Origin of the sequence: Legionella sp. PC997, assembly GCF_014109825.1 — a bacterium.
GTDB lineage: Bacteria > Pseudomonadota > Gammaproteobacteria > Legionellales > Legionellaceae > Legionella.
This window is the reverse complement of record NZ_CP059576.1, coordinates 3,694,335-3,719,734: the sequence shown is the minus strand read 5'-3', so window position 1 is coordinate 3,719,734 and position 25,400 is coordinate 3,694,335. Positions and strand designations below refer to the sequence as shown.

Here is a 25,400-nt window from a genome sequence, read left to right as displayed (position 1 = left end):
ATCATCAAGGCTATTTTAGGAGTCGGGATGTCATTCTTGGCACATTTCAATAAAGTTATAAGCGCAGGTGACGGACATTATCTGGAGCAGTTCAACGCGATAAAACGTGTAGATATACAAATCGCAATATATCAAAAATTACTCTATAAAGCCGGTGAAGAAGGTAAAGAGAGTGCTGCCCACGCTGCCTTAGAAAGCATAAAAAACGACTTCCAAAATTGGCCATCCGACCTCAAATCAGGAATAGAGATTGAGGACCAACGTTATGCAGTAGCCAAAGCCAATGCTATATATCAAGATTATCTATATCAAAAAACCTTCGAACGTGTAAAGGATATGAAAGAAAGGGGTTTATCGAAGGATTTATTGTTTGATCCTCAAGTACGTTTAGTTTACGAGTTAACCCTTACCAAAGAAGAGCGAGAAGAAGTTTGTAATAAAATAGAACAGCAGATGCCTCTTTCTATTAAGCAAAAACTAAAAGGCAAGTCTATAGACGCGGATCTCAAGCAACTACTTGGCGGCCGCACCCCGACAAAAACCACCCTATGCTCGATTGATTTAGGCTGTATTGCTAAAGCGCCAACGGGGGAGAATTTGAAGCTATTTAAAGAGCTTCGTACTATGTTTGTAGCGAAATATGGTAGACAAAACCTGTTTGCTCATCAAAGAGCAAGTATGGTGGCTTCTTTTGAAGAAAGCTATGCTCATATGTGCTTAATGACGAAAACCTATGAGAGTGTCTCCAGACAATTTGATAAAGAGCCACTTCAGATTGACGATGCGCAACCTAAGGTTGGTAAAGAGGATTGGAAAAACATACGTCATAAGGCCGCTCTAGCCCTTCAAGATAAAGTGGCGGAGTCTTATAAGAAGGCAGTTTCTAAAGCTACCACTGATGGTGTTGTAGATCTTTATAAGCTTAATCAAAATTTGGCAAAGGAGCGAGTTAAGTTAGCTGACTTCTCCAAAAAGATCATCTTAGAAAATGTAGTTACCCACTTAAAAGAAAAGGAATTCGGTCGAGAAGATATTTTAAATTACATGCAAAATCTAAGCAGCCGAGTAGATAAAGATTCATTTACGCATCAAACTGCTACGGGATACGATTATTTCTACACCTCGAACTATTTACAGCAGGGTATGTTAATCACCGGGACTAAAAATACAGCCCATGATAAACCTCAATTCAAGGAAAACATAGAAGATCAGCTCGCCTATAGACGGGTTACCTATACTTATCGAGACAAAGAAGCTGTTTTGCAACCAACTTCTGCCATGAGCTCTCGTATTCCCTCTCCCGCGCTGGTTTTTCATGGTATGTCGGATGAGTTAATAAAAAGAGACTTAGTACAGAAATTTGGTTTTCTCCATGATGAAATGCGCGTTATGCGTGGTGGGAAAGATGGACCTGCGGTGGAGAGCTTATTTACTTCGTTTCACTCCGAATTTTTTGATCAATACGGTGATGGGAATAACCTGCAAAGAGCGAGTGCCTTGTACATCATTCAAGCCATGCATGATTTTAATACTCCATGGAGCATTCGTGCGAAAAAACTAGAAAAGCAAATCAGTGATTTTCAGCAGACAAACGCCCATTTAGAGGTTGAAGTTCAAACAGCGGAGAGGGCTATAGCACAAGCACAAATGAAGTTAAAGATTTTAAAGGAACAAGGTTTGCCAACAGCAAATAAGGAGTTAGAACTTACAGCGTTAATAAAAGAAAACGCGGCAACATTTGAAAAGAAGGCTCATTTGCTGAAATTAAAATCTGACCAACAAAAGATGCAAGAACTGGCAGAAGAGCAAAATCTAGAACAACCTCCTAAGAATAATTTCATATACATTCAAAACATAGGCACCAATCGTCACACTCAAGATTTAGGCTACAGAGGCGATAGAGGATTTTTCGATGTCACCGGTTCTTTGGAATTGGATGATATTACCTTAAGTGCCGAAATGGCGATGCTGCATACACTGCAAGAAAATAGCGCTTTTCTTAGTAATGACATAAGGGAACAATTATCTAGAATAAATAGGAAAGTGCTTAAAGAGTACCGTGAATTTTTAAACGATGAGCATAGACCCCTATATTTTGCTGAGTCCCGGCAAGGAGAAAAATTAATTGCGGAAATTAGAGCTTTTAAAACCGGATTAAAAACGCAATTAGACACTGAAGCCCAAGAAGCTAGTAAAAATAAAATCGAATCCAATCACTTACCAACCCTGGCTTCCAATACTCTAGCTCGTATGATGGCGACCAACCAGCATTGGGACAGTCGTTATGGCCAGCTGAGTCAAGCTCTGAGTATGTATATTGAATGGGCCTCCACTGGCGGTTGTAAAAGTGGAAACGAACGAAATCAGGATGTGATGTTACGATTTGCATTATTAAAAAGCATTCATGAACGTGTTGAGCATGGAGGAGAAAAGGAACTCAAATCTCATGAGCGAAAGATTTATAAACGAATGACAGCTTATATTAACGGAGAGACCGCTGATCCTGAGAAATTACGAGTTGCAATCTCTGAATCAGTAAGCCAATGTAATATGCATGGTGGAGCTGCTGCGATTTCCCGTGAAGACCAAGGGGGTGCGGCCAAGGTAAGTAGTTTTTCAGCGGTGCAAGATATTAGAAGTCCCTTTTTGCAATGGACTGCTCGTATTGCTTTGATATCACCCATGCTTCTTGTAGTGCCTTTAGTGTTATTCGCATTTTCGAGTGTGAGAAAATTCTATTCAGGTTTATTCGACACTAACAATGCGGCGGATAGGGAAATGAAGCTTGACGCAACCGGTGCGAGCAAAACTCAAGCACATAAAGGTCAGGATAAGCGAACACGAGATGTGGTGCTTGAGGTTTTAAGTGAAGACAATTTATTTACTGGCAAAGGAAAAACATTAACCAGTGAGGAAAAGGATTTATTCAAGAAAGGAAGTATGGAAAAGCTAGAAAATGAAGAAAAGCAAAAGAAACAAGAAATACAGAGTTCTGTCCCTTCCTCGGTTAGCACTGATTACAATGCTGGTATAAAAGCTCTTTCAGAGTTAGGTTTAGCAAAAGCAGATATAAAGGGAGTTGAAGAAAAGATTCTTGAACCCCAAAATCATTCTGGTGAGTTACCCTACGATTCCCCAGATGACATCCCATCAGTAGGCAATGGGAGTATGGTATTAAAATAACATTTAACTTTAGGACTGAGTGGTAGTGAAATTTTAGCCTGGTGGAAACGAAGACCTAAACCAGAGGGTTGGTGTGAAATTCCCCAAGTTTCCCTCAGCACTCTGGCCAAAATTCTGGCTACTCTAGATTACAAAGGTCGCTAATATTCTGCTTTATTTCCATAGATAATTGCGTCATGGGCAATGTAGCTAAAGCCGCGCTCTGATATAAACGCTTTATTTCTGCATTATCCATTGCGTCCAAATGTAGGGCGATGGTTTGGGCATCGCCTCGGGCCAAGGGTCCGGTTAGGGATTCTGCAATCTGTTCTGTTTGCAGTAAATTATTTAGATTTCCTTGCATTAAATTAACCATCATCTGCCGACTTTGTTGGTTATTAATTCCCGCTTTTAGAAATAATTCTTCACTGCAGGCTGCTAAGGTAATTAAATAATTCGAAGCCATACAGGCTGCGGCATGATATGCGGCTTTTGCTTCAGGTTTAATAGTAATTAGTTGCGCGTTCAATTGCTTACATAGGATTTTTAACCATTCACATACTTCATTGTCTCCCTCCACAACACAGTCGACACGATTAAACGCGAAGGGCTCGAGATAGTTTGTCTTAAATGCTTTTAAAGGATGAAAACTCGCCACAAAGCAGTCTTTTTTTCTTAATGGGGCAAGGGAGGCGGAACTGAGTACGCCGCTACAGTGAATCACAAAACTTCCTGATTTTAAGCTCCTGTTATGAGCTAAAGTGTTCACAACCTCCTCAATAACATCATCATTACAACAGATAAAGGTTACCTCTGCTGCAGGTAAGCGTTCTATTTTGTCGAAAGCTTGGCCGAAACCTATCTCACGACATGCTTTTTGGGCATTATCCAAACTTCGGTTACAAATTGAAATGGATGAAAAGAGCTGCGCTTTAAACAAGGATAAGGCTATATTTTTACCCAACCGACCAGCACCTATAATATTACATTTCATGTTCTTTTCTTTTCCAAGTAAATGTTCCATTTAATAAAGTAACTTCTAAATAGACCTGCCAAGTGTACTCTTCTGCGGCTTTCCTTAGGCTCTGAAATGGAGCGAAATGACGGATTTGCGGACAAGCCGGAGAACGAGGCGGTTTTCTTTGCCTTCACAAACGGATAACGAGGTATTAAAAATGCAATTTTAGCAAAAAATCATCACCATTTACGCAATTATTGGTTATAATACTCTCAATTTGTCATATTGAGAAATGAATTATGCCTTTTATCGTACAGGGAAATGCACAACAAATGTTCCAAGCATTTGGACAGGACTGGGCAATTGCAGAACAAAAAAATGACATCAAAATAATTTATAGGGAAGTCATTAATTTCCTTGGCTCTATACCGCAAGCAATAAAACATTTAAATATTTGGCAAAAGAAGGCATCAGGAAGTCATTTTCTCCAGGGTAATATGACTGCAGGTAATTTAGCCTATTTATTTGGTCCCCAGCCTCTAAAGAAAAAAGATGAAACTTTGGAAGTCTATCATGCTCAGTTGATTCGTCAGGATTTCGCCTACATTAACGATGCAGAAGAAGACTGTGGTCTTGTGGTGATGTATCGAAAGGATGATCCAACACAATGGATAATCGGCTTAATGAAAAAAGGACATGCAGTACCACAGGATCGAGAAATTATCTGTGCAGCGAGTTTTGATTTACAGCCGTTTATTACAGTACCTGGCTCTGGGATCAGCATTTCTTCTGGCTACTCTTTGGATCCACTATTAAATCAAATTGGCTCTGCTCTGCCCAAATATTTAATACAAAAAGCATTCAAAGATAATGGAATCAATTTACGTTTTCAACGTATTGCATTATTGATGAAAAAGTTACATGTAGGACAGGATGCTGCGACAGTTCGCACGCCTATTCCTTTTCGCGATTTCAATTTACGCGATTTATTTGCAGAAAACCCAGCTATAGATTTGCTTTTTCACTACAAAATATTAAATGAACTTTCTTTGCCTGTTCCCTTAATTGAACAACTTTTGAAGCCCTCCAGCCCATTGTGTAAGGAAATTTTAGAAATTAAATTCACTGATGATGAGCGGATAAATAAGAGTTTATTAAAAATCACAATCATATTTTATGAAAAAGGGCTCCTCGAACAAAATCGGGAGCTGCTAAAGAATTTTGAGTTCATAAAAAAATTCAGTGGTTTTATGTGGAATGAGACGCAAATTAAATTACTTCCTTTTTTAATTCAGCAAAATTATCCAGAAGATTTAATCCGTCTTATCTTATCTGATGATGCTTATTACCAGGCAATAGATACTTTAGTAACATTAGAACCAGCTCTCACGGAAGATGTTCCCCAATTTTTTAAAGATCCTAAAAAACTGGAGGAATTAAGATTTATCCATTCGCTACCCGATGAAGACTGTAAGAGACTTTGCTTGATTTTTTGGGTCAAAGGATCTCTATCTGCGGATGGCTATCAACGAATAATTGATGCCACCAAGGATTATCCCTTAATGGCTTCGACCTTGGTTGCTTTGGATCAAAGAAAAACGCACAATATTGAAGAACTGGAACGAGTGGCCTTAGTTCCTCGCCGCCATTTGCAAGAATCAATTCTCAAGCATTTTAGTAATGAGCTTTCAGATCTGCATGATGTTCCCGCACGTCTACGTGAGTTAAGGCCTCTAGAACTTGAAGCAGCCAGTAAAGCACTACTTCTATTAAGGGAATCAGGAGTGGGGAAAGTAGAGGTAAAAGACCGAGGGATAGGACCCGCAATCGAGCCCAAAGCGTATCACTTGGTGTTGGGTAAAAACTCTCAGGGGCAAGCCTTACGTCTTTTTTTACCCCAGTTGAAACATATTGAGGAAAATACTCGAAAGGTATTAATAAAGGTTCTTTATGCTGGCGTACAAAATGGGATCCAGACCCAAGGAAATGCAGTACTTGCAATAACTGATCCTGTGCAATTGGCTTTAGCTATAAATTTAAGGGAGCGATTTATTTGCGTTAGCCAAATGCAAGATTTAAAGCTCAAAACTGAAATGGTGGAATTCGCGGCAGAGGAAGAGAATGAAAAAGCCCAACGGTTTCGCCAAGTTATTTTACGTGTTGAAGCACAATGTAAAATAATTCATGAGCGGTTATCTGGGGATGGCTCATATAGAGCAACGTATGAAAAATGGCAACAAGCTGAAGAAGCCTATAGAATTTCATTATATACTATTGCTTATAAAATGCTTTTGAATCCGAGTATTGCCAAAGACATGCGTACCGAATTAAAGAAAGCTGAAAAGAAAATACTTGATATTGTTGATCCCGAAAGTGACTCGTATATCTACAAAGCGATCATTGTCCTTGCTAATATAGTGATCGCCGCTTGTTCCTTATTAGGGGCCAATGGATATAAATACCACAAGACTGGAAATTTTTGGTTTTTTAATCAAACCAGCTCAGGAGAAGAGCTCCGAGCTCTTGATAAAGAAGTCCTGTCGCTTATAGAGCCGGAAACAATGGATGAGAATGAATGGTGGTCATTCAATCCATGTTGTGAAATGAGTTAAACAAGTGTAGCCGTTATAGGCTACAGCCTTAGCCCCGAGATCTTATCTCCCTCCGGGCTAGGGCATTCTTATAATCCCAGACCTCTACTGTAACTTGCTGAGTTATAATAAAAAAAGCTTCCCTATCATATTAAAGATCATTTTTTGGTGATGTGGCTAGAGCTTGAAGCGTATTGTTTAGTTTCCTAGTTATCTGTTTGAAAATTATTCTTGAACTTATTGAATATTTCTGCTTAATATGAACTATTCTAAAGGACTACTGTGATTTAATGGATTAAACATATGGGAATTCCAAAAAAGGCGCTAAGACATAGCCAACTCACTTATTCTGAAAAAAACCCTATCTCCGATAGCTCGCATCAAACATTTCACGTTACTTTTGAAGAAGATGGCGTTACCAAGAAAGCTTTTTTTAAAAGATTAGAACCGAAAAATCACTATCCCGAATTATTAGCCAAAATAAGTGTAGCGACTTCCTCATTCAAGAGGTTGTTTCAAGGAAAACGATCTGCCGAAGAACGCTTAGTATTTGAGCAATATGATGTAGAATTATTATCTGATAACCTTGAATCGAATAGCCCCCAAAAAGAAAACACCCTTTATATTAAATTAGATCACGATGATTCTCTGAAATACGTGGTTAAAACTCCAGAGGGATTGGTAAAAGAAGATACCATTTTAATCAAAGATATTCCCGATTTTAAGCCGGAACAACCGTTCACTCTAGAGCAGCTTCAAACGGTAAAGAGTCATATTCTAGAAATTACCGCAAAAAGAGGCCACACCCAAGATAAATTAATCGGAACGCTCTCCATTGGTGTTGAAGACTTCAAGCCCTTTCATTTTGCTAAAGAAGGCATTCCTATAAATAGTACTTTAAAGGAACAAGTTGCTCCTAGTGTAAAAACACTTATTGAGAAAAACATCATGGAACTTTTGCTCGGCAGATGGTTTCTTGATGATGATGATGCGCATCCGCATAACCTGAGTTTAAACGGTGATATCGATTTTGACATGTTTTTCTATTGGTTCACTATCTATATGAAAGAACCAAGATCAGTAATCGGTGTTCCCAAAAAGCACATTACCCTAACTGTTCGTGATTATGAGACTTTTCCTAATGTTCAAGACTCTATGCCTTATCATTGGCCACATTATACCCATCCGGGGCAAGAGACTATTCCGGTTATTATACCTGGGGTACAAGAACTCGCGCTTAAACGATTGCCTAAAGCTTATGCAGACCCAGTTGAGTTCGCACGTTTGGCGCAAAATTCGGTTGCCCAAGAACAAAAGCTGGCTGCAGCTTTAAAGGCTCTATTAACCTTTCAGCCCGACGTACAACGCAAGCGCTTAACGGAACTCTTCGGGGATTTACCTTTAAACTACACTTCATTAGATGAAACTGATCCCAGTTTAAGGGCAAAATATGAAGAGATGTATCCTCGTTTTTGTAATGAAAAAACAAATACAGAATCATTTGTTGATTTTATGATGAGTTTATATCAGGAACATTATGATAATTTGTACCGAGTTGTAGTTTTTTATATGGGATGTATGGATAACGGCTATGGTTTACCGTTACCGCCTACGTATTTGGCGCTCTATCAAAAACCCTCTTTTTACCGCAAGGTAGAAGAATGGACCAAAAAAGAAAATACAACCAACTTTGCAAAAGAAGAGACGCATAAGTATGATCTTGGTGAATTGCAAAACCGTTATCACCAAGTTTGGCGTGATGCATTTGCCCCTATAATGAAAGAGTTGATCTACAGCTCCTACCGACTAACGAACGCTTTACTTAAAGAAGCAACTAATCCCCCTTATGTGCAAATTTCCGAACTGGTGAGTAAAAAAGCAACCGATGAAACCCTAACCAATGCATGGGAATTATTTGGCAACCTCCCTTTACTGTCTGCTGAAACCATTGAATCAAAAATTAGTGTGGATAAAGACAGTAAATTACGAGATGCAGTATTATCGATGGTCGCATTTGTTAATGAATTTCGTGCGGTCACCAAAGCTTATTATGAAAAAGAACGTAAAGATCTTACCGAAGAAGACAATCTTGAATTTTCCAATAAGCTCAGCTTACTTTATCAAACGTATAACTTAAAAATTCGCCAAGCTTTAGCCAATACGACAACTCATGCTGCAGAATTTAATGGTATTGCTTCAAGTCTTAAGTTGCTAGCGGAACAGGTTAGTTTCCAATTGCATTTGACTACTACCGATGAGCTTATGGAAAAAGCTTTGCTTTCCGTAAAAAGGGATGTATTGCCTTTTACCCATGAAGATGTGAAAAAGCAATATCATGATTCGTTATTTGTTTGGGCAAAAAGCCTTAAGCCTGAGGAATTAGAACGTTATATTAACGAAATTATCGATAAAAAATATGCACCTTTATTACCTTTAATATCATTTCGGCAACGAGCCGAACCGGTTAGGCAATATTTAAAGACAAGCGGAAATGAAAGTGGTGATAATCGCTTGGCTTATGTTTTAAGCTCAGGACCTCTAGATAACGGCGCATTGAATACTCAACTAATCCTAGGGCTTACTCCTCTTATGTTGCAAAAACATCCTATACCCAGTATAGACTTGGCAATTAGGGATAAAGATAAGAGTTTTGAAAAGGGAATCGCCGATTTTACGAGAGATGTGGTTTCATTTGCGAAGGAAAACAAGCGATTTACTCACCCTTATAGCGATGGAGGCATGAACATGATGTATAAGGCGATTTATGATTGGGTAGATACCCTAACTTCTAAATCATTTAAGAGCTTAATCAATTCTACTTTAACAAAATATGAATCAAAAACATGGGGCAACCTTATAGGGGTATCCAGGAGATCGGAAGTAGAAGGCTATATAGAAGGAAATTGTAATTCGAAAGCACTTGCCATGATTTTTATGAATGGAGGTGAGAGCTCAACATTAAATGAGTGTTTGTTTGTCAAAATAGTAGAAACAATTAAAAGAGAAGCTTCTAAATATCCGATGATGTTGCAGGAGCAAAAATATCAAGTAGTTGATCGATTTCAAATGACTGATACGCATAAAGCGTTTTATCTTGCCAATCTGAAATATCATCGTGAAACGATTTCTGCTTCGCATCGTCAGTTACAAATTACCTCTGGCGAATCGAATCATAGTAAGGACACTACACCGCTGTATTTGTGACCACGGGAAGTATAGGTTATTATCCCCTTTTCTAAAAACGCGGTGCGAGTTTCATATGTCTTTTGACTTAATAAAAACATTACCTCAATATCTGATTCCTCAGCATGGCCTTACAACTCTCGCAGGTTGTTTGGCTGAAGTAAAAAATGTCAAAGTAAAAAACTATATTATTCAGAGATTTATAAGAAAATATCAGGTTAACATGAGTGAGGCTTTAATTGAGGATCCCACTGCATACACATGTTTTAATGATTTTTTTATCCGCCATTTAAAACCAGAATGTAGGCCATTGGCTAAGGCAGACATTATCTCACCGGTAGATGGTTGCATAAGCGAACTAGGAACTATAGAGCAAGGTCAATTAATTCAGGCAAAAGGTCGTTATTATTCAGTCGCAGATCTTTTAGCATGTGATACAGATAGGGCTGCCGAATTTGTAAATGGACGTTTTGCAACAATTTATTTATCACCTAAAGATTATCATCGGGTGCATATGCCAATGGATGCTGAAATCGTATCGATGACCTATATCCCCGGAGCTTTATTTTCAGTACAACCTTCAACCGTTCGGGTTGTGCCAAAATTATTTGCCCGAAATGCACGGCTTGCAATCTTCTTTTCTACCAAGATAGGTCCTATGGTGATGGTGATGGTGGGAGCCACTATAGTTGGAGCGATAGGAACCAGTTGGCATGGGGACATCAAACGGAGTAAAAATCGTGTAGATTTCGAATACAACAAGGATAAGAAACAAAAGAAAATGGTTCAAGGTGATGAAATGGGCTACTTTAAATTAGGCTCCACGGTAGTCTTGATGTTTGCAAACGGTGCGCAAGTGCATTGGAGTGACGCTTTGCAAGCAGGAAGTCCTATACGCTTAGGTGAAGCTTTAGGAGAACTAAAATAGCCCGCTAAAAATAGGGGGCGCCCTCGTCTTAAACACTTATGATGACCTGTTTAGAGCGATTAAACTGTAGCCTGGAGAGACGAAGCTAAAATTGGTAGGGTTCCTTTACTTCCGTTAGTTTAAGTTAAACAACGTTCCTAGATGTTTGTTTATAGCATTCTGATACACAACCGAAGCAACACCTAGGTCTTGTATTGAGAGCCCTACTGATTTGAACACGCTGATTTGTTTTTTATATTCTACATCCTTACTGAGTAGCCAATTACCTATCTCAATAATATCCTCTTGTTTTAATTGATTTTGCTGTATTGCACTAATGATTTCCCCTGCTTCAGCCATAACCGCACTTAATTGATCAACAACCACAACAGCATGGTTTAATACTTCACTACTGATTTCTTTCATCATAGCGGTATGTGAGCCTATGGCATTAATATGGACATGGGGCTTCAGGTCGCTCAAGTGAATTAATGGCTCGGTGCTGGCAGTGGCCGTACAAATAATGTCTGCATCTTTAACCGCTGAAGAAATATGATCATATACATTGATGTGATATTGGTTGGCGAATTGAGCTGCAAATTGTTCTGCATTCTTAATATTCCTTGACCAGACAGATACTTGCTTTATATCACGCACAGTGGCGACAGCTTGCAGTTGAGTCTCCGCTTGAATTCCTGAACCGATGAGTGCAACATGGTTTGCATCATCTGTGGCTAAATATTGGGTTGCTAATCCAGAAACTGCTCCTGTTCTTAACGCAGTGAGATAACTGGCATCCATGAGCGCCTGCGGTTCGCCAGTAGTTGAATCCAGTAACATAATAAAACCGGTAATAGCGGGTTTGTTGCGCGTGCTATTATTGGGAAAAATAGAAACCACTTTTAAACCTAATGTTTTATCTTGGGCTAGATATGCAGGCATAGTTAAAGTGAGCGCCTCTTCTTCCTCAATTGGGATACCTGTTCTTAATGGTAATTTAACTTGCTGCTTAGCCAATTGAATAAATGCATTTTCCATCGCCTTTATTGCTTGGCTCATGGTAATGCTTTGCTTGACTTCATCTAAGGATAATATGCGTAGACTCATGGTAATTCTTCACCTCTAAATTCTTTAGTTAAAGCGGATAATAAAGTGGGATATTTGAAATTAAATTGATATTCTGCCAGTCGCTGCGGGTTTACAGTCTGTCCTGATAGTAATAATTCCTCACTCATTTGACCAAATAAAAGCTTTGTTGCCCATGCAGGCATCCATAGGAACGCTGGTTTTCCAAGTACCTGTGCGAGCGTCTTGGTAAACGTTTTTTGTGACACCTGCTGTGGTGCGACCAGGTTAATTGGCCCTGTTATTTTTGGATTTGATAACAAAAACTGTATCGCCTCAACCAGGTCAGTGCTATCAATCCATGCGAGGGGTTGTTCACCAGAACCAATCACTGCTCCCATCCCATATTGAGCAGGTAATTCCAATTTTTTTAACATACCTTCCCCACGTTTTAATACGACGCCAAAACGCATTAACGTAACAGGCATACCCGCATCAAAGCCTCTTCTCGCCGCATCTTCCCACTGAGTAACCAGTTGCGTTGCAAAGCTGGTTTTAGCCGTGCTAAGTGGGGGCGTTGTTTCAGAAAATGTAATATTGTCTTGAGCTAGTTTTTTCTGTAAACCATAAATGCTCACCGCACTGGCATTATACAAATGCGGTTTCTTGGTTGTAGCTTTGCTACCCCAAAGTACCAATTGGTTGGTTGTTTCAATACGACTGGAAAGTAATTTTTCTTTGGTTTTCATACTCCATCGATGCTCTGCAATGTTTTCGCCAGTCAAATTAATAATCACATCAAATTCATTCGGATCTAATGTATGAAGCTCATCCCAAGTGACAGCATGGATGGTATTTGGAAAGATATGTTTAATTTTATCTTTATCTCGTCCAATCACATAAATATTATGTTCGGACTGCAGTAATGCAGGTACTAATATTTGACCTACTAATCCCGTTCCGCCGCCAATAATGATGTCCATGAGCTCCTCCTTTTAGGGTCGATCTATTATACGCTTTCGCGAGGTATGTTTCCCAGTGGAATTCCATAGCAATTTATAAGTAATAAAAATATCCTCTACCAAATTTATGAAAAACAAATTATTTAAGTCTATCCTTTAATGAATACTATTAAGGGAATAACTATCATGTCTCAAAAAGGTTTAGTCAGCATAATGGGTATGAGCAGTATATTTTTTTCGGCCATTGCCCTGGCAACACCGAATAAGAGCTTGTCTAAGGATGAATGGCTTACTGCTTTTAAAGAACTCGCCCCATCAAAGATGTGTCGTCGCTTAGTTGATGATCCAAAGACCAATACCTTGTTGCAAAATGCAAATATAAACTATGATAAATGTGTGACATTAATTCCTGCAAGTTTTGATAAATGTCAAACTGAGTTTTATTCAGAGCTTCCCCAAAATATAAACGAAAAAAATGTATCCTTATGGAGCAAAAAAATGGGGAATTGCATTGGCCTTGATTTTTACACGAATAATCTTTTAGACCCTCTTAATAAACCCACTAAACCAACACCATCAACCACATCGCCTACAACAGCAAAACCAGGAGATAGGAGTAGTAATTAAGGAAAATGAGTGCGTAATCTGGAACAAAAGTAAGTATAATTTGGAGTGTTCTACGTGAACAATGGTACCGAGAAGAGGACTCGAACCTCCACCTAAGTCCTTGATTTTATTAATTTGTAATAACTGGGCCTTGAAGCTTACCCAAGATCTTACCCAACATTAAGGATGATAGCTGATTTGAATTAATGTGAAAAGATAAAAATAGTTACGAATTTCTTTTTAATTAGAATAATAAACTCAGATGGGTTGTCACTGGATATCATTATTTAAGCGACTATGGGAATGGTAAAGTGCCTTTTGATACAACATCTGTTCCTGATTGCAGTATTTATAATGGCTGGTGGGATTATTAATAAGCATAAGTAATAAAAGGGATAAAACATGAGTAAAAAATTACTAGCATTCGGTATATCTGCCTTATTTTCTTTTAGTGTTATAGCAAGCAATCAAGAAGGTTTAACAAAAGAAGAAATAAACAAACGAAATAAAGAAATTCTTGCAAAAGCGGGTATTGAAATACCAGAATACAATGAAATAAATATTGTTCCCGCAAGTAAATACATAACTAGTAAAAATATAAAACAAAATGCAAATGACGCACATATAGCAAAGAAAACCGAAGAATACCTAGCCATGAATGAGGAGCAGCAAAAAAATGGCTATGTTAAAAACAACGAACCAAGAGCAAAAGAATTACTGGATTTAAAAAATACAGCCTCTTACCAAAAGAAAGAATATAAAGGTGTTATTTCCTCAGAAAGTACACATATACGAGATTCCATTAATGATCTAAAACTTGCTTATACTTTTGTTGGTGTTCCACCAGAAGACATGAATATGAGTATTGGTGTTGCTCCTTATGGCGCTTACAAATCAATAAAAAATGGTGATGTTGGTGATGGATGGGATGGTGCAGTACAATTTTTTGATAAAACAGGGATTGGTAGTTGCGCGTTTTCAGAGCACAACAGGAAATTATCCGGATTGGGCGTTGAGCTTATAAAAGAACTTGTTTCTTATGATATTCAAAATAGACCAACCGTTATGCTCGTCACTGGAACTAAAGAAAGTGGGTATGTTTATAAAATAAAATGGTATGACTCAACATTCAGCCGTGAACTGGAATGCGCCAATACGGAGTTTAATCCTCAAATTAAAGAAAAGGTGATTGCTCTGGCCAATCGCATAGAATCTTATCAGCAACCATAAATTATTGTTTATAAGCTTAGATCCTTTGGTATTTAAGCTCATTTCTTCGCAATTAACCGTTACACACATACTTACCCCAGAAAATGGGGATAAGTATTTTCTTAATTTTCATAAATGGATTTATATTTTATATCAATCTAATAATAAACCATCCCGATCAGCATGACGTTTACCATCTTCTATTTTTAATGATTTAATCTTTGAATCTGAAAGCATTGTAGTTACCTCAACTATCGGTAACTTTGGAAAATAAAGGTTAATAAAAATCTTACCCAAGATCTTACCCAAAGTACCAGTGGTTATATGCGAAAAATAACGAATAGTTGAGAAAGATTTGAGAAGAAGAATTCAGTATTATTACAACATAATCAATGAATTACGTATTTTTTGAACCATTGCGAAGTATTCTAAAGTGAACAATGGTACCGAGAAGAGGACTCGAACCTCCACGGAGTTGCCCCCACTAGCACCTGAAGCTAGCGTGTCTACCAATTCCACCACCTCGGCATTGTGGCGCTAAGTTACTCATATTTTGCTGATCTGTCAATGCTTTTTCTAATTATTGAAGTCATCATATTCAGATTAATTGGAATAAGAAGTTCCTGCTTTTAAAATACGCTCTCTTACTCCTTGCCATTCTCCTGTAGGAGGCGGGAGTTCGATTGCAATAATCTCCGCATCGGATGCGTCGGCTTTTCTTAATTGATAATACAAATCAAAGGCTACCTTTTTAGGATGGCTTTCTAAGAGATGAAAATGATCTTCGCGGATCCCTATGGGCCGATTACTAGCCATGACATAGACTTTCTCAGAATTTTTTGTGCAAAAAGCTGCAAGTGTATCGTAGCAAGAAAAATAATATAGGATTTTATGGGGTTGGTAATGACTTTCTAATTTACCTGGAACTCGGAGTGTATTTTCATGGTGAAATGACGGAGTTGCAATCACTTTTGCGATGGCTTTTTCATCGAGTAGTCCATGCCGTAAAATTTGATAATTTTCCGCATGCGTCGCATCAATAATAGTGGATTCAATACCTACGGTACAGCGGCCTCCATCTAAAATGGTTAATTCTTTGTCAGGGAATGATTCACTGACATGCTGTGCCGTTGTGGGGCTGACTTTCCCAAAAGGGTTTGCAGAGGGAGCAACTAAAGGGATGTCTAATTTGGTTAATAATTCCTGGGCTACGGGGTGGGCTGGGCATCTAATGGCTACGGTATTTTGGCCACCCGTAATTAATGGATTAATTTGATCCGGTTTGTAATGCAATACCAGGGTTAGAGGGCCTGGCCAAAATGCTTTAATGAGCTGCTGGGCATAAGGAGGTATATCTTGAACTAGCTTGTTGAGATCCCAGTTGGGAGCCACATGAACAATCAAAGGATGATTTAATGGGCGCTCCTTCATTGCAAAAACTGCTCTAATTGCCTGTTCATTATTAATAGGTGCAGCTAATCCATAGACCGTTTCGGTAGGGATGGCTACAGGTTTCCCTGCTTTTAAATCGTAAATCGCCCGATTAATATCGGTGGTGATTAATGGCATAGACTGTTCATCAACTTAAAAAGTCTATTATTTTTACACAAGTTGCAAGAGAAATCAGCTATTTTTGCGTTTTCAATGTTCCCTGTTTAGAATAAAAGGATAAAAACATTAGGATATCATTGTGTTACTTAATTTTTTGCAAAAAACAGTGGATAGTTATTTTGCGTTTATGCCCAGAAACAAGCCCTCTTTAGAAACCATAAAGAGCGCGCGGTTGATTGCTCACCGAGGAGCGCACAATCATGCTCAAGGCATCATGGAAAATACGCTTGCGGCATTTAATTTGGCAAAAGAATTGGGATGTTGGGGTATTGAATTCGATGTACGCGCTACAGCAGATAAAGTGTTGGTGGTAAATCATGATGCCACATTAAAGCGACTATGGGGGCATGATCGAATGATTTCCCATCTAAAGTTCAATGAACTACGTGCTCTCGTTCCCGTGGTACCTACCCTGGATGAAGTTATCGCTGCTTATGGGGGCAGTATGCATTTACTTATCGAATTGAAAGAGCCGTTTGAGGACGGGGAAGCCTTAAGCCAATCGTTACAGGGACTATCTGCCGTTGAGGATTATCATCTGCTTACCTTAAATTCGCAGATTTTTTCTTCTTTATCGCAATTTCCAAAAAATGCCCTGTTGTTGGTTGCAGTTCATGACAATGTACATCAATTTTGTAATATGAGTTTAAAAGAGAATTATGGCGGGGTATTAGGTCATTATTTTATGATTGATAACAAAACCCTTAACAGGTTAAAGGCGGCTCAACAAATCATTGGGGTGGGGATGGTTGATTCTAAATATAGTTTATACAGGGAACTCAATCGAGGGATCAATTGGTTGTTTACAAATCGTGCCAATGAGGTAAATTCCTATTTGCGTCACTTCTAGCCGAACATACGACGAGCAATTTTTTTACATCCTCCAAGCAATATCATAGCTCAGCTTGTAAATAATATTGACCAGTTGAAATTGTTATGTTCTGATTATTCAGACAAAAATTCGTCATATTCGACTCGCTAAGTAACAGAGCGAGTTTTTTTTCGATCAATAAAAGGTATGTTTATGCGGTGGATGGATAAATTTTGGACGGCAACAAATTGGGTGTTGGATACAGCAGTTCATTCAGTAGCAGATACTGTGAATCTCTGCGCTACATTAGCATGTACTCTTGGCGGTGCCGCATTTGCAGTTTCTAATGCGCTTTCTTTACACGATGTGAGCGCATCCTATTATGGCTCTGTAGAAGCCAAGGGTAACTTTACCCTAGGCGTAGACCTTATAAATTTGGACAACTATCGCTTTGCTGAATCGTTTCCTTTGTCTTACGGTAAAGATATAAATAATGGCACCACGTACAATCTTACTGATTATATTAATGCTGGAACGTTGCAAACTGCCAGTACTATTTGTGTCGCCTCAGGTGTCGCTTTAAAAACTTTAGGTGCCAGTATTAACCATTGGCAACAAAATAGGGAAGAGCGGCGTTCCTATGCATGCACGAAAGGCATCCAAATTGCTAAGCCTAGTTACAAAGAATATGCATTTGTAGGTGCGGAAGCGTTTACGGGAGCTATAGCCAATGCCATGTTAAGCCATACCGTTACCGCAGCATTTCTCCATTTTTCAGAAAAAAGCATCCCTAGTATTACTTACCCACCTCATAGCGAAGAGCATGTGAGGGGTGCACATTATAATGGACCGGTAATCGCAGAACCTTTTAAAATAGGAATTAATTTAGGGAACAGTAATTTCACAGTCCCACTGTATTTTGGTGATTTAAATGTGTTGCTTACAAAAAACATTAATGTAGCAGCAAACGCGACTTATGGGGGCGGTTTTTTCTTCAAACGAAATAATGAAGAACAAAAACCACCTTTGGCTGTTACGGAGGCAGTTTCTTCAACGGTGGGTGTTAGTGCCTATCTGGCAAGTAATTTTTTTGCCCGTAAAACCAAAGAGCTTCATAGCGAAAGAGTTCATCCAGAGATAAGATCTTTTACAATTGTTTGAATTACCAAGGCACCTGGGTTTTAAATCAAACCCAGGTTTTGGGTCTCTGGATCGTAAGGATTGGTACGCTGAGCTAACGTTCAATAATAGCTGCAACACCCATCCCTCCGGCTGTACAAACGCTTAAAAGAATACGTCCTTGCCCTTTATCGGCAAGTATTTTGGCTGCAGCACCGACTAATCGTCCACCTGTAGCTGCAAATGGATGACCTAAAGCAAGGCTCCCGCCTTTAATATTCATTTTTTGCGGATCAATACTCCCTAAAGGTTTTTTGAGGTTCAAAACCTTTTGACAATATTCAGGGGATTCCCACGCTTTTAAAGTACACAGTACTTGACCGGCAAAGGCTTCATGAATTTCATAATAATCAAAATCGTGTAAGGTGAGTCGATTTCTGGCCAATAAACGAGAAACTGCAATCGTCGGTGCCATTAATAAGCCCGCACCATGTACAAAATCTACGGCGGCCAATTCACAATCAACAAAATAAGCGAGCGGTTTTAGCTGATGACTATCAGCCCATTGAGGAGAGCCCAATAGTACCACAGAAGCTCCATCGGTGAGTGGGGTTGAATTTCCTGCGGTTAGGCTGCCTTTATCAGATTTATCAAAAGCGGGTTTTAAGGCGCCTAATTTTTCCAAAGAAGTATCTTTGCGAGTAATCGTATCACGTTTTAAGGAATCAACCGGTGTAATCAGATCATCATAAAATCCTTCATCATAGGCTTGTGCTGCATGTTGATGTGAGTGAAAAGCCAATTGATCTTGAGCTAAGCGGGAAATTTGCCATTCTTTAACCATCAATTCACAATGATCCCCCATGGATAGACCTGTTCGGGGTTCGCGAACCTCGGGTAATTGAGGTTTTAACATGCCTAAGCGGAACTCTTTGAGCATTCCCAGTTTTTCTTTAAAGCTTTTTGCTTGTTTAAATTTAATTAAAAAATGGGTTAATTTTCTTTGACCAATTAATGGGGTATCTGAATTGGTATCCGTCCCGCCACCTATTCCCGCAGTAATTTGTCCACTGGCAATTTTGAGTGCAATCAAATTAATGGATTCTAAACCAGTACCACAGGCACGTTGGATGGTTAATCCTGGGGTCTCTGGTGATAGGGAGCTCCCTAAAACCGTTTCGCGCGCCAGATTCCAATCAAAAGGATGATTCATAATGGCTCCGGCAATAAAATCACCCAATATTTCACCCTGAATTTTAGTTTTATTGATCAGATCTGCCAATGCAGCACCTAACAAATCCTGATTGGATTTCCCTAAATAGTAGGTTTGCGATTTCACAAAGGGCGTGCGAGAACTGCCAAGAATGGCCACTTTATCTTTAAAGCTCATGTTAATCCTTTTCACTGCTTATGATTTCTAAGAATAGCCTAAAAAAAATAACTAAGCACCTTGCATCTAAAACGTGCGTACATGTTAGAGGTTGATTTAGATTTTAAATGATCAATAGGACAAGATTGCAGATTATCTTGTTCACTAGTAAGACTTCAGGCTCCATTGCAAAAACGGAATATAGTTTATAATTTATTCCTTTTTTCTTGTGTATTCAGTAGTTAACTTGACGATGTCCTACTAGCTTACCAAATATTTCCATTTTATAAATTGATTATTTCCAAAATCATACATTCATATAAATGCTCATATAGAATAAATTAATGTCACATTGTTTTGAGTGTCCTCCTTTATTCCTTTTGCTTGAGAAAATTAGATTATGAAACGTAAATATGAACCGACTTTTATTAAAAGAGGTGAAGAACAAGACAGGACTGCTCAGCCCTTTAATAGTATACCTGCGACGCCAACAAATTTAGCTAGTCGCTCATTACAAACACCAGCACCCTATTTACCAATTATAGAACCCTATGTTCCCCCACTAGAAAAAGGAAAAGAGAAAGTAGCAACGAGTATCCCCAGCGAGAGTCAAACTTTTACTAGGATTTCTCAAGAAGTTTATCCCTTATTAACCAGGAAGAGAAAAAGACAAGAGTCCATCACTCAAATAAATTCAAAACAACAAAGAAATAGCCCAATTGATTCTACATCTTTATTACCAGCCAAAAAAAGACAAAAACAAGATGGGCGGCCAGGACTAGCATTAAGCTCTTTTCTAAATGAGAACATTCTTAACTTACTCGATGGGATACCTGCTCTCGGGGGTTATAATTCAAAAATAAAAGCCCTTCAAAACACTTGGAAATTACTTGCCGATCCGGAAACAAATAGAACTAAACTGAAAGATATAATTTCGAAGTATGCTCAATTTTATATTTTTGCTGCAGATCGAGAGCAATTCGTTGTTCATGAGATGCTTAATATCAATTATGACTTTTTTCTGGTAGGTTTACACAATATATCTGAGGAATTAATTCCTTTATTTATAATGCAAGAGGGTAAAAGTTTAGATGGGGAAAAGGCCGATGATGTTGAAATAAATAAAAATGTTACAGAAATTATTCATAATTTGTATTCTCAAATAATGGCCCTTCGATGTATTAAAGAAATTTATGCTAATCCCCTTAACCCAATGCCTTTTCCTCGACGTCCAATAAGTGAGGAAGAAGCGATTCGGGATTTTAAAGAGCTGGTTAAACAAAGTGAAGATTTACTAAGTAATGGGTATACACAAAACGGCTCCTATCCCCTTTATCATACCGTTGTATCGCAAAAAGGTGATAAAACAGGTAAAACCGCCGTTGAATTCTTCACCCAAATTGAACGGTTTAAAGCAACTGCTGGTGCAAGAAAAGTTTCTGTCTATGACATGTGGCAGGAAAATAATTCAGCTATAACATATAAATTGCGGGAATTGTTTCGTTTACATGCTCAAGGGGTTTCTTCAATTGGTAATTTGCCAAAATCAATTGGAATTAAAGAGATTAACCAAGTACTTACTCGGCAGTTAGCAGTCTCTCAGTATTCTCCAATTATATTGCTGAAGGTGATTGAAGTATTAAAAAAGCATTATCAATTCAAAGCGGAACGAATTCATTTTCTTGATCTGTGTGGAGGATGGGGAGCTCGTAGAATAGCTGCATTAGCACATCCCTCAATAGATTCCTACCTAAGTATTGATCCTAACCCGGCTTTAATTGAACCTTATGAGCAAATGACTCATCTATTTAAACCATTCTCGGGTAAAGATAGATTTATATCACAACATATTCCTAAAAAAATTGAGGAAGTTACAATTGACACTGATAATATTGGAAAATTTAACTTAGCAATTACTTCTCCTCCATATAGAAATCTTGAGCAATATAATAAAAAATCAAATGGAGGCTACGAAGAACAAGAATATATTGATGATGCTAAATGGCAAAACTTTATGGCTCATTGTATGTGGGTCTTATCATTATATGTTGTTGATGGAGGTTTAATTGCTTTGAATCTTGCCAATATGATACATCTCAGAAAATGTTATTTTTTAACTGGTGATGTAGTAAATGAAGCTCTCTCAAAGTTAGAAGATAGGCTTCCTTTAGAATTAGTTGCAAGAGAGGAGAAAATAAGACTATATAATATGATAAATATTTTTCCTGATGGTTCTGACGCAAAAGATACTTTGGCTTATCCTTTGGAATTTCAAGGGTCAATAATTCAACAAAACCCTGATAGCTCCTTACTTAACAGAAAAATAAAGAAAGATTCTCGGTTTCAAGAGCTCGAGGCAGAGCAAATTCCTAGTGATCGTGAAAGTTATGTTGTTTTCAGAAAGATTGCTGTATTACCTAAACTCGGTAACTGTTTAAGATTAAACGGTTTATTTAAAACTGTGTTTACAAGCCCAGGAAAAATTTGTTTAACCGAGTATGAGGCAGTTCGTGAACGTCACAGATTACAAGTACTTACTAAAGAAAACAAGATTTATGACAAATCTACAGAACAGGAAGCTCATAGACCTTAATGTGGTCAGGGTTCTAATACGCTTGCCGCACACGTTAAGCAAATATCGTCTTAATCGATTGGAAGCAGGTATTGCATGCTAAAGGGACTTGTTAATCCAGTGAAAGGTCTTCAGTCCTATGCTACGATTAAGAGTTTGAAATCATGCGGATGTTTAAAAAAAGGACAGTTAATATTTGGATGTATGGAACGCGTACAGAAGGATCCTTTATTAATGAACAATTTGGGATTTACAGTAAGATCTGCCCAAAATTTAAGATTTTTTAAGCATCTATCTTTTTGCAGCAGAGCCAGACTGCATAATTGAATAAAATTACACTCGCTTCAATTTAGGATTAAAACAGGGAGGTCTTATGTACACCTTATATTCATTTGGTACACCTAATGGGATTAAACCAATCATTATGCTCCATGAGTTGGGTCAATCGTATACGATTGAATTAATAGATATTTCCAAAGGAGAACAATTTAATCCGGAATTTTTAAAAATTTCACCGAATAATAAAATTCCAGTGTTGTATGATTCGGAAAAAGACTTTTATTTGTCTGAAAGTGTGGCAATTTTGCAATATCTTGCAGAGAAGCATCATAAATTTTTACCCGAATCACCCCAAGATAAATATAGAATTTTACAATGGTGTTTTTTTCAAGCTGCACATATCGGACCTATGTTTGGTCAATTAGGTCATTTTCACCGTGCAGAGGAAAAGATTCCCTATGCAATCAAACGTTATGCGGATGAAAGTGAGCGTTTGCTTGGTATTATAGAAAAACAGTTAACGCATGCCATCTATATAGGCGGCTCTGACTATACTATTGCGGATATGGCTATTTGGCCCTGGATTTATTGTTTTCAAATTTTTTACCAACAAAACATCGATGAGAAACAATTTCCTCATTTAATCAAATGGTATCATCGAATTAGCCAACGCCCCTCAGTTATAGCAGCCTTAGAAGCATATGGTTTGAATTTAGAGGGTAGGAAAGAATAAGTGAGGGTACTGTCGTCAACTTAAAGGTTTAGTCTGGGAAGGGCGTCAGCCCTTACCCCAGAACTTTCGACCAGAAAACCGACTTTCATTTCACTCCACTAGACTACCCTGTTTATTTTAACCCTGGGTAATTCTAGTTTAGTTCAAGTGAGGAAGAGGGTGTTCCATCCTGGGTGGGTGTTTCTTGCTTTGTGGCATAAATTCCATTCTTGCCCAGTAACTCACCAAACGAAGTTCGGGGCATTTGTTCTGTAGGAGCCTGATTTCTAAGCGTTGCGAGTACAGTAATATGTTCCTCTTGCTTTTTCAGGAGTTCTTCATATTTGCCATTTGTAGTCTCAAGCTCTTGTTGCACCTGTTTAAACTTCTGTCCAGATCGTTCGAAATCAGTCGCTATTCCTAAAAAAGTTCCTTCTTTCTGTTGGATAAAGGCATCTATTTTTTCTTTAAACGCATTGCGTTGATCCTCTCCAATGACCGTGTTGGATAATTCTTTTACGGTGCTACTCAGAGTCTCTACCATCATTCTCGCTCTACTAAGTTCTGCTTCAAGCTCTAACTTAACTTTTTTAATTTCCTCGATTTTTTCTGCTAATTCTTTTTTACTATTACTGTATGCCTCAGTTATGCGATCTAACTTCACTTGGTTTTGTTGTAAAAATTCAGCATTTAGACTAACGTCGTCTTTGAGCTGACTAGAGACTGCTTCTAATCCATCTTTGGTTTCACCTAAGGCCTTATTGATTCCGGAGGTAGCTAAAATTTGTTTGTCTATCTCATCAATCTGTTTGCTTAACTGTTCGATATTCTCTACAAGGGTTGCATTTTCTTTGGCAAATTTTTGAATTTCCACTACTAATTGTTTACGAATAATCTCTAATGCACTAATAGTAAGTTCTAAAAGATCCGCCAGCCCTAAAATTCCTTTTTGTAAACTTTCTACAGCACTAGTACTGCATTTATGATGATCATCCAGAATGACTCCTCCTGCGGTATAAGTAACCGCGGTGACGCCACAAAGTGCCAAAAGGAAACCTACATGTGCCATGATTCCAATGATTAAAGTAGGAACAGTTAATACGACACCGCCAACAATTTTTTGCCAAAGTGGCAACTCACCCCAGTATTCTGCAGCACGTGAGAAAATACTCGGATTCTTTTCCATGCTTTTGATTGTATTTTGGAGGCTTTTCTTAATTTCATCAAATAGCTCTTTGGTAATGGTAATTTTTTGGAGCTTATCTTGTCCTGAATCTTCATTGAGAATTTTTAATTGAGCTTTTACTCTTTCTTCTATCGGGACTTGTTCTGAGTCTATTGGTTTAGTTTGGGGGGTATCAATTTCGATAAGATGTTGAAGCTCTTCTACGTTGGTAGCCATACGATTTCCTTTCTGTTGAATAATCTTCCTGTGCCTACTATTTTTAACCAGGATAACTTAAAAAAACAAGGAATATTTGTTTTTTAGAATGAATAAGAGGTTTACTCATTAAATAGGAATTATTTAACGAGTTAAAAATATATTGCATGAGGAGTTGGGCTTTGTAGCCCAACTTTAAATCATCTTGCTTAATTACTCATACTAATTGTATAGGATCTTTCATTTTCTTCCGAAGAACAACAAGGAAGGCAACGAGACATCGCATCAATAATAGTCGCACCAGAACGAGTAACAAAATAAGCCAAGGCTACTGGAGCTATAAGAACGGCCGCTACAGCAGCAGCAATTGAAATTGCAGTACAAATTGCCGCAACAATACCAGCCTTAGCTGCAACCAGTAATGCCTCGTGTGCCGTTTCTTTGGCTTCAGGTTTGCGTAACCCATGTAATCCTGAACCTGCGGCAAAAACTAAACTTCCTAAAGCAGTTAGTGCGGCTCCTACGGCAGTGATTGCAGTTGCAGCACTTACCAAGGATAAAATGACGGGAGAAGGAAGTGGAGCTGCTGCGAAAATACCGAATTCGGTTTTGTTTGTATAGGGTGTAAAGAAACCAGGGGTTACTCTTTTGATATTGGAAATGGCTTCCGTTCGTTGCTCTTTAAATTGCTTTTGGGCTTTTTCCCTTACTTCTTTAGATCCTAAGCAAAGATCAAAAATTGAGCTTTCGGCCTCAATCTTAACTGGTGCTGCTTTTCTTCTATAAGTTGTATTTGATGTTCTTTGGGTAGAGTAAAATTGTTCTTCCACATTGTCATCTAATTTTGCATCCATTGTATGCCCCTCAAGTTGTTTAAAACCGAGTCATGCTATTCAAAAAAAG

Annotated in this window: 17 protein-coding genes and 1 tRNA gene; 10 read left to right on the top strand and 8 right to left on the bottom strand. The window is 38.3% G+C overall.

From position 1 onward, the window contains the following. Positions 1-27 precede the first annotated feature (27 nt). Complete coding sequence (locus tag HBNCFIEN_RS16270; RefSeq protein WP_182392099.1) at positions 28-3,183, top strand: hypothetical protein; 3,156 nt, start codon at positions 28-30, stop codon at positions 3,181-3,183. Between the two features lie 118 nt (positions 3,184-3,301). On the opposite strand, the gene HBNCFIEN_RS16265 is transcribed toward HBNCFIEN_RS16270, so the two are convergent. Further along, on the bottom strand, positions 3,302-4,156 hold the full coding sequence (locus HBNCFIEN_RS16265; protein ID WP_255464272.1) for a Rossmann-like and DUF2520 domain-containing protein: 855 nt from the start codon (positions 4,154-4,156) through the stop codon (positions 3,302-3,304). Between the two features lie 263 nt (positions 4,157-4,419). Here HBNCFIEN_RS16265 and HBNCFIEN_RS16260 point away from each other — a divergent pair, with 263 nt between their 5' ends. The 3 genes from HBNCFIEN_RS16260 to asd all read left to right on the top strand — a co-directional run bounded on the left by HBNCFIEN_RS16260 (position 4,420) and on the right by asd (position 10,822). Beyond that, positions 4,420-6,732, top strand: coding sequence for a hypothetical protein (locus tag HBNCFIEN_RS16260; protein WP_182392097.1), 2,313 nt, complete (start codon positions 4,420-4,422; stop codon positions 6,730-6,732). A 282-nt stretch (positions 6,733-7,014) separates the two neighbouring features. Continuing rightward, the gene (locus HBNCFIEN_RS16255; protein ID WP_182392096.1) at positions 7,015-9,915 is read left to right on the top strand and encodes a hypothetical protein; all 2,901 of its coding nucleotides are present in this window, start codon (positions 7,015-7,017) and stop codon (positions 9,913-9,915) included. Positions 9,916-9,970: 55 nt separating this feature from the next. Beyond that, positions 9,971-10,822, top strand: a complete 852-nt coding sequence (gene asd / locus HBNCFIEN_RS16250) for an archaetidylserine decarboxylase (protein ID WP_182392095.1) — start codon at positions 9,971-9,973, stop codon at positions 10,820-10,822. Positions 10,823-10,936: 114 nt separating this feature from the next. Here the strand turns inward: asd and HBNCFIEN_RS16245 are convergent, their stop codons facing one another. Continuing rightward, the gene (locus HBNCFIEN_RS16245) at positions 10,937-11,908 is read right to left on the bottom strand and encodes an ornithine cyclodeaminase family protein (RefSeq protein ID WP_182392094.1); all 972 of its coding nucleotides are present in this window, start codon (positions 11,906-11,908) and stop codon (positions 10,937-10,939) included. Continuing rightward, positions 11,905-12,849 (bottom strand): TIGR01777 family oxidoreductase, encoded by a 945-nt coding sequence (locus HBNCFIEN_RS16240; protein WP_182392093.1) that lies wholly within the window; start codon positions 12,847-12,849, stop codon positions 11,905-11,907. Before HBNCFIEN_RS16240 ends, HBNCFIEN_RS16245 begins: the two co-directional genes overlap by 4 nt. A gap of 165 nt (positions 12,850-13,014) precedes the next feature. Between HBNCFIEN_RS16240 and HBNCFIEN_RS16235 the strand changes: the two genes are divergently transcribed. Together HBNCFIEN_RS16235 and HBNCFIEN_RS16230 are read left to right on the top strand one after the other, a co-directional pair. Beyond that, positions 13,015-13,455, top strand: coding sequence for a hypothetical protein (locus HBNCFIEN_RS16235; protein ID WP_182392092.1), 441 nt, complete (start codon positions 13,015-13,017; stop codon positions 13,453-13,455). A gap of 381 nt (positions 13,456-13,836) precedes the next feature. Then, a complete protein-coding gene (locus tag HBNCFIEN_RS16230; RefSeq protein WP_182392091.1) occupies positions 13,837-14,664 on the top strand; it encodes a hypothetical protein in 828 nt (275 codons plus the stop codon). A 420-nt stretch (positions 14,665-15,084) separates the two neighbouring features. Here HBNCFIEN_RS16230 and HBNCFIEN_RS16225 read toward each other — a convergent pair. Both HBNCFIEN_RS16225 and HBNCFIEN_RS16220 read right to left on the bottom strand, forming a co-directional pair. Then, positions 15,085-15,171: transfer RNA gene (locus tag HBNCFIEN_RS16225), tRNA-Leu, on the bottom strand. A gap of 75 nt (positions 15,172-15,246) precedes the next feature. Further along, the gene (locus tag HBNCFIEN_RS16220; RefSeq protein ID WP_182392090.1) at positions 15,247-16,212 is read right to left on the bottom strand and encodes an L-threonylcarbamoyladenylate synthase; all 966 of its coding nucleotides are present in this window, start codon (positions 16,210-16,212) and stop codon (positions 15,247-15,249) included. A 121-nt stretch (positions 16,213-16,333) separates the two neighbouring features. Here HBNCFIEN_RS16220 and HBNCFIEN_RS16215 point away from each other — a divergent pair, with 121 nt between their 5' ends. Next, positions 16,334-17,104, top strand: coding sequence for a glycerophosphodiester phosphodiesterase family protein (locus tag HBNCFIEN_RS16215; RefSeq protein WP_182392089.1), 771 nt, complete (start codon positions 16,334-16,336; stop codon positions 17,102-17,104). A 174-nt stretch (positions 17,105-17,278) separates the two neighbouring features. Next, the gene (locus HBNCFIEN_RS16210) at positions 17,279-18,226 is read left to right on the top strand and encodes a hypothetical protein (protein WP_182392088.1); all 948 of its coding nucleotides are present in this window, start codon (positions 17,279-17,281) and stop codon (positions 18,224-18,226) included. A gap of 73 nt (positions 18,227-18,299) precedes the next feature. On the opposite strand, the gene HBNCFIEN_RS16205 is transcribed toward HBNCFIEN_RS16210, so the two are convergent. Then, positions 18,300-19,574, bottom strand: a complete 1,275-nt coding sequence (locus HBNCFIEN_RS16205) for an acetyl-CoA C-acetyltransferase (RefSeq protein ID WP_182392087.1) — start codon at positions 19,572-19,574, stop codon at positions 18,300-18,302. A gap of 379 nt (positions 19,575-19,953) precedes the next feature. Between HBNCFIEN_RS16205 and HBNCFIEN_RS16200 the strand changes: the two genes are divergently transcribed. Continuing rightward, complete coding sequence (locus HBNCFIEN_RS16200; protein WP_182392086.1) at positions 19,954-22,146, top strand: hypothetical protein; 2,193 nt, start codon at positions 19,954-19,956, stop codon at positions 22,144-22,146. Between the two features lie 352 nt (positions 22,147-22,498). Beyond that, entirely contained in the window at positions 22,499-23,137 is a 639-nt protein-coding gene (locus HBNCFIEN_RS16195) for a glutathione S-transferase family protein (protein WP_182392085.1), read from the top strand. A 133-nt stretch (positions 23,138-23,270) separates the two neighbouring features. Here HBNCFIEN_RS16195 and HBNCFIEN_RS16190 read toward each other — a convergent pair whose 3' ends face one another. Then, entirely contained in the window at positions 23,271-24,518 is a 1,248-nt protein-coding gene (locus HBNCFIEN_RS16190; RefSeq protein WP_182392084.1) for a LegC2/C7 family Dot/Icm T4SS effector, read from the bottom strand. 188 nt (positions 24,519-24,706) lie between these two features. Beyond that, positions 24,707-25,351, bottom strand: a complete 645-nt coding sequence (locus HBNCFIEN_RS16185; protein ID WP_182392083.1) for a hypothetical protein — start codon at positions 25,349-25,351, stop codon at positions 24,707-24,709. Positions 25,352-25,400: the final 49 nt, after the last annotated feature.

What these genes read in the sequence shown, in the direction of transcription:
- HBNCFIEN_RS16270 (WP_182392099.1), top strand. Translation starts at nt 28, where the DNA reads ATGTCATTCTTGGCACATTTCAATAAAGTTATAAGCGCAGGTGACGGA.
- HBNCFIEN_RS16265 (WP_255464272.1), bottom strand. Translation starts at nt 4,156, where the DNA reads ATGAAATGTAATATTATAGGTGCTGGTCGGTTGGGTAAAAATATAGCC.
- HBNCFIEN_RS16260 (WP_182392097.1), top strand. Translation starts at nt 4,420, where the DNA reads ATGCCTTTTATCGTACAGGGAAATGCACAACAAATGTTCCAAGCATTT.
- HBNCFIEN_RS16255 (WP_182392096.1), top strand. Translation starts at nt 7,015, where the DNA reads ATGGGAATTCCAAAAAAGGCGCTAAGACATAGCCAACTCACTTATTCT.
- asd (WP_182392095.1), top strand. Translation starts at nt 9,971, where the DNA reads ATGTCTTTTGACTTAATAAAAACATTACCTCAATATCTGATTCCTCAG.
- HBNCFIEN_RS16245 (WP_182392094.1), bottom strand. Translation starts at nt 11,908, where the DNA reads ATGAGTCTACGCATATTATCCTTAGATGAAGTCAAGCAAAGCATTACC.
- HBNCFIEN_RS16240 (WP_182392093.1), bottom strand. Translation starts at nt 12,849, where the DNA reads ATGGACATCATTATTGGCGGCGGAACGGGATTAGTAGGTCAAATATTA.
- HBNCFIEN_RS16235 (WP_182392092.1), top strand. Translation starts at nt 13,015, where the DNA reads ATGTCTCAAAAAGGTTTAGTCAGCATAATGGGTATGAGCAGTATATTT.
- HBNCFIEN_RS16230 (WP_182392091.1), top strand. Translation starts at nt 13,837, where the DNA reads ATGAGTAAAAAATTACTAGCATTCGGTATATCTGCCTTATTTTCTTTT.
- HBNCFIEN_RS16220 (WP_182392090.1), bottom strand. Translation starts at nt 16,212, where the DNA reads ATGCCATTAATCACCACCGATATTAATCGGGCGATTTACGATTTAAAA.
- HBNCFIEN_RS16210 (WP_182392088.1), top strand. Translation starts at nt 17,279, where the DNA reads ATGCGGTGGATGGATAAATTTTGGACGGCAACAAATTGGGTGTTGGAT.
- HBNCFIEN_RS16205 (WP_182392087.1), bottom strand. Translation starts at nt 19,574, where the DNA reads ATGAGCTTTAAAGATAAAGTGGCCATTCTTGGCAGTTCTCGCACGCCC.
- HBNCFIEN_RS16200 (WP_182392086.1), top strand. Translation starts at nt 19,954, where the DNA reads ATGAAACGTAAATATGAACCGACTTTTATTAAAAGAGGTGAAGAACAA.
- HBNCFIEN_RS16195 (WP_182392085.1), top strand. Translation starts at nt 22,499, where the DNA reads ATGTACACCTTATATTCATTTGGTACACCTAATGGGATTAAACCAATC.
- HBNCFIEN_RS16190 (WP_182392084.1), bottom strand. Translation starts at nt 24,518, where the DNA reads ATGGCTACCAACGTAGAAGAGCTTCAACATCTTATCGAAATTGATACC.
- HBNCFIEN_RS16185 (WP_182392083.1), bottom strand. Translation starts at nt 25,351, where the DNA reads ATGGATGCAAAATTAGATGACAATGTGGAAGAACAATTTTACTCTACC.